The organism is Sphingomonas sp. (genome assembly GCF_964263785.1).
Taxonomy (GTDB): domain Bacteria; phylum Pseudomonadota; class Alphaproteobacteria; order Sphingomonadales; family Sphingomonadaceae; genus Sphingomonas.
In genome coordinates this window covers 1-4,259 of record NZ_CAXVWL010000036.1, presented here as the reverse complement: position 1 = coordinate 4,259, position 4,259 = coordinate 1, and the positions used below count along the sequence as shown (strand labels likewise).

General features: G+C 64.8%; 7 protein-coding genes. 3 read left to right on the top strand and 4 right to left on the bottom strand.

Annotated features, from left to right (window positions below):
- The 3 genes from ACE5C1_RS05075 to ACE5C1_RS05065 form a co-directional block, all read right to left on the bottom strand.
- A partial coding sequence (locus ACE5C1_RS05075; RefSeq protein ID WP_374942979.1) for a helicase HerA-like domain-containing protein occupies positions 1–726 on the bottom strand: 726 nt, incomplete at its 3' end.
- Positions 727–781: 55 nt separating this feature from the next.
- Complete coding sequence (locus ACE5C1_RS05070; protein WP_374942978.1) at positions 782–1,444, bottom strand: hypothetical protein; 663 nt, start codon at positions 1,442–1,444, stop codon at positions 782–784.
- A 95-nt stretch (positions 1,445–1,539) separates the two neighbouring features.
- Positions 1,540–1,920, bottom strand: a complete 381-nt coding sequence (locus tag ACE5C1_RS05065; RefSeq protein ID WP_374942977.1) for a hypothetical protein — start codon at positions 1,918–1,920, stop codon at positions 1,540–1,542.
- Between the two features lie 249 nt (positions 1,921–2,169).
- On the opposite strand from ACE5C1_RS05065, the gene ACE5C1_RS05060 reads away from it, so the two are divergent.
- Genes ACE5C1_RS05060 through ACE5C1_RS05050 form a run of 3 tightly spaced genes read left to right on the top strand, consistent with a single transcriptional unit; the run spans position 2,170 to position 3,952 of the window.
- Positions 2,170–2,511: a hypothetical protein gene (locus tag ACE5C1_RS05060; RefSeq protein ID WP_374942976.1), complete on the top strand. Its 342-nt coding sequence runs from the start codon at positions 2,170–2,172 to the stop codon at positions 2,509–2,511.
- Positions 2,511–3,512 (top strand): hypothetical protein, encoded by a 1,002-nt coding sequence (locus tag ACE5C1_RS05055; protein WP_374942975.1) that lies wholly within the window; start codon positions 2,511–2,513, stop codon positions 3,510–3,512. Before ACE5C1_RS05060 ends, ACE5C1_RS05055 begins: the two co-directional genes overlap by 1 nt.
- Complete coding sequence (locus ACE5C1_RS05050) at positions 3,509–3,952, top strand: hypothetical protein (protein WP_374942974.1); 444 nt, start codon at positions 3,509–3,511, stop codon at positions 3,950–3,952. The genes ACE5C1_RS05055 and ACE5C1_RS05050 overlap by 4 nt, the downstream gene beginning before the upstream one ends.
- Before the next feature lie 173 nt (positions 3,953–4,125).
- On the opposite strand, the gene ACE5C1_RS05045 is transcribed toward ACE5C1_RS05050, so the two are convergent.
- Positions 4,126–4,259, bottom strand: a 134-nt coding sequence (locus ACE5C1_RS05045) for a tyrosine-type recombinase/integrase (protein WP_374942980.1), incomplete at its 5' end; no start/stop codon positions are given.

Below are 4,259 nucleotides of genomic sequence, written 5' to 3'. Positions count from 1 at the left end.
GCAACGGGCGTCGAAGGGATTGAGGATCAGGTCGCCGCGCTCGGGCCGGTAGTAGCGCGCGACATAGCCGCCATCGACATCGTGCACGAAGGCGTGCTGGCCGCGCTGCTCAACCTGGTCGAGCATCGCCCAGATCGCGGTGGTCTTGCCGGTGCCGGTCGCACCCGCGAACAGGAAGTGCCGGGCCTCCTCGGCTTCGGGCACCGGCACGCCGCCGATCGTCACCGGCCGCTCGGCCGGCCCGATCGGGACCATGCGCGCCAGTTGCACGGCATCGACCAGTTCGGCCCCGCGAACGGTGCGGTCGCGCCCCGCCCGCTCGCCCTCCGCCAGCCAAGCCCGCTTGCGCCAGTAATAGAGCGGCACGCCGATCATGATGCCGCACAGGACAGCGAAGAACCCCATGCGCCATAGCAGGCGCTTGAAGCCCCGTGTCGCATGGCTGTCGGGGTCGAGCACGTTGTCGCGCGCCGCGACGCGCATTCTGGCGTCCATGGTTTGCAGGTTGCGCCCGAACGGGTCCAGCAGCTCGCGCCCCTGCACCTTAACGTAGAGCGCCGCACCGCGCCGGGTGAGGTCGGGTGCGGTCTGCCAGCCCGCCCATGCGCCAAACCCGGCGCATATCAGGAACAGGATCGCAGCTACCTGGGCACGCGCGTTGACGCCCGCCCAATGCCGGTTGCGGCTTGCTTGGCCGCGGGAGAGGATTTCCGCCTGGCTCGCCATAACACCCCTGCTCCGGTGATAGTCACACTGAGCTAGGGCGCTGGCAATAGGTTACTCAGAAAGCGGCTAGTACTGCGTTTGAAGCAGGACGCCTGTTAGGCATCTGCCGCTGAATACCTAGCTTTCGATCCATTGCACGCCGGGCTGTAGGACCGAGGTTGCGGCTTGTGTCCGCACGCCGGCCGCAGATGAGTCCTTGCGGGATAGCTGCCTGCCCACGACCATACAGTTCAGCCAAAGTCGTTGTCGTACCTTTGACGAGGTACCCGTTCAGCGTTTTCCAGATCGGCGTGATGTTGATCGTTTCCGATCCGCCCGTAATGCCACCTGTCGTTTCCTCTACCCACGCCCAAATATTATTTGCAAAGTCGTGGTGCCGATCCGCCGGCACGTGGACAGCCCAGTGGACGTGTACGTTATGCGGGTCGCCCGGCTCCATGGTCTCGTAGACGGTTGAACCCCGGACGTTCTCAAACGCGAACACGTAGGTCGGCGTGAATGCCGTCCCGGTGCCGCGACGCGGTCGCGTCGCCCATTTGTTGAAGCGGTCGCGCCGTAGTTTTGAGAATGCCGCGACGGCAAGCCGGGGATCAATCCGTGTCGACGCAAAATTGATCGTCACCATGTGGGTGAGAGGCAGACCGATGCGCTCAGCTTGAGCCTCTGCGTAGTAGCTCGTTTGCGCCGCCTTGGCTCCAATCAACGTCGTCTGGATCATATACCACCCATTGTCCCAACCGGGGGTATAAAGAACTAGATGTAGTAACCCGGCGCAAATGCCTTAGCATGGTTCCCGTTCTGTTCAAAACGCGATTAGCTTTCACGTGCCTTGGCGAGCTGCCGGTCGAATATTCGCTCGGCGTCACGCGTGATGCTCGCCATGTGTTCGTCGCCCTGCCCCGGCCCCGCCAGCGCCGCGGCATAGGCGGCACCGGCTGCGAACAGGGTTCGTTGGGTTAGCCGATCAGTCAGCTCGGCGCGGATGGTGAGCCGATCGATGGCCTCACGCAATGCCTCGATCGCCTCGGTTGAACCGTCCGCAACCGGCACCGGATCGTGCCTCACCGGCTCCGCGCCCCTGCCCCCGACCAGCGAGGCGATACCCAGTTCAAGCGCCCGCACGGTCGCTTGATAGAGCGGCAATCCCACGTCCGCGGCGTAGCTTTTCAACGCCGCGGCCTGGGTGTCTGTCACTCGGGCGGTAAGCATTACGCGGGGCAAGCGGTCCTCCGTACCGTATGCGGACAGACTACGCCGTTTGCTGGTCCTGCCAAGCCCTGTTGACAGCAGTTCGCCTCTATGGCGGAATGTACTTCCTGGTCGATGCGACCACGCATCGACTGCGCTCTAGGGGAGTGCACGCGTGCGTAGGGTGTGGACTAAACTGAGCGAGACATCGTCTCGCCTCTTCTTGCCTTCTGGCTTCTTCCTCGCGGTGCTGTTGTGGCGCTGAGCGGCTTCGCTTCCGGTGCTCTGGTGGCGGCTCCGGTCGCGGCTGTGCTGACCTGGCTGGCGGTGTCGTGGCAGCAGCATGTTGATGTGCGGGTCGAGCGCGATACGGTCGCCGTGCGCGCCGATCGTGCTGCCTTCAACGCGGGGTTCGAGCGCGACTGGTCGGCCGCGACCGGACAAGTGCGCGCTGCTTGCGACCCTGACGCCACGGCCGAACTCACCCGCCTCCGCAAGCGCGCCGCCGAATTGGAAGCCAAGCTCGCCGGGTCCAGCGCCGACTTGGAACGAGAACGGACCGAACTGCGAAACCTCATGGTGGAGGAGAGGAAGTGATGCGGTGCGTGCTCGCCCCTGCCCTGCTCGGGCTGGCGCTGTCGGGGTGCAACTCGGGCGGCGCGTCGGTGTTCGGCTCCGGATCGGAAAGCGCCGGGTCCAGCTCGGGGCTGTCCGATTTGTGGGAGAAGGTCAAAAGCTTAGGGGTCGAAACGGGCAAGACCTACGAAATGCCGGCGGTCGGCATCATGGCGGACGCGTTCCTGACCGACACGAACGCCCGCCGCGTGAACCTCGACGCGGTGCCGCAATTGGTGATGCAGCGGCAGGGAAACGACATTCCCCGCTTCGATCGGGCGATCGACGGATTGATCGAGCCGACGCGCAAGGAAGTGGCGACGGTTCCGCCCGCGGAACTCGCCAAGGTCACGCCGCTCGATGCCGCGCACATGATCTACGCCGGCCCGATCGTCGTCGCTATGCAACCGCGCAAGGGCTGGGAGGTGAACGCCATGCGGCCTATGGCCCTGCCGCCAGAGATGGATACGCCGTTCTTCCGCCGGAACCGGCCGCGCTCCAACTATGACGAACAGCTCCACGTCCGATACATGGAGATGCTGGCGATCTCGGCCATTTACACCAACACCGTGTTCGGGCTGATCGACAAGGAGCTGGGCACGTCCCGCCTCGCCGATCCCGATGCCGCCCGCCGGCAGGTGCTGGTTGCGTTCCAGTCGATCTCCGCCGACACGCTTAAGGCGGCGCTGACCGATGCCACCGGCCAAGTCGTCGGCGGCGACTTCACCACCGATCTGACCGGATCGGGCAATATCCATTTCACGCACACACCGGCCGGCGATTTCGTTGCCGATCCGCGCGGGCTGACCTGGACCAAGGCAGGCGGCATCTGGTTCGGCGACGGCCGGATCAACGGGCAGGCTGTGAACCTACGGCTCGCTTCCACTGCGTCCCTGTCGCAGCGCCAAGCACAATCGGGGACACAAGGCACCAACGCCGATGCCAAGGTTGAAGGCTCGGGCAACATAGGACCTGGACGATGAACTGGCTCAACCCCTGGGTGTCTCGCACGGGCGCTGTGTCGCGGGTCGAGGTGACGCGCCCCGCCCTGCCGGGCGGACCCTTCATCACCCGCTTCCGACTGGACGGGTACGCCGTCCACTATCTCGGTAAGCCCGTACTGCTGTGCGACGGTGATCGCGCGGTTGTCGTGGGCTGGCGGTACAAGGGCGAGCTGCGCGCCTGTTTCCTGGCGGTGCCCGATTGGGGCTGGTTCTTCCGGTCGCACTCGGCTGTGTTCGCGTTTGCCTTCGGCGCGCTGTTGTTGGTCCTCGCCGCGCTGATGCTCGCCAAGGTTGCGGTCCTGCCCGGCCTCGTCCTGACCGGAGTCGCCGCTATGCCGATCTTTCACGCGGTCGCATGGCTCGATGGCGAGAGTCTGATGCGGCGGGTCATGCTCGCGGAGCTGGGTCGATCGTCTTAGCGTGTATCCGTATTCCTATCAGCGGTGAGTTTTGGGGTTGGTCCTTATCGCTCAACCGCACTCTCCTTTGCGATTGAGGGATACGGGTCATGCTTGGCTCCCATCGGAAAGCTTGTGGCGCTTGCGCCTCTTGGCCCTGTGACCGCGAAGCTGTGCGGATTGGCCATTTGGGATCAGCGCCAGAGGCCCTCGAACCGGCGTCCGGCCGTGCGAGTGTAGCGGACGGTGTGCTTTGGGTCGCGATGCCCGAGATAGTCCTGGATCAGCCGAAGGTCGTAGGCGCGGTTGGCGAGCGCGAACCCGCACG

Coding starts and splice junctions, on each gene's coding strand:
- ACE5C1_RS05050 (WP_374942974.1), top strand. CDS start 3,509: ATGAACTGGCTCAACCCCTGGGTGTCTCGCACGGGCGCTGTGTCGCGG.
- ACE5C1_RS05070 (WP_374942978.1), bottom strand. CDS start 1,444: ATGATCCAGACGACGTTGATTGGAGCCAAGGCGGCGCAAACGAGCTAC.
- ACE5C1_RS05055 (WP_374942975.1), top strand. CDS start 2,511: ATGCGGTGCGTGCTCGCCCCTGCCCTGCTCGGGCTGGCGCTGTCGGGG.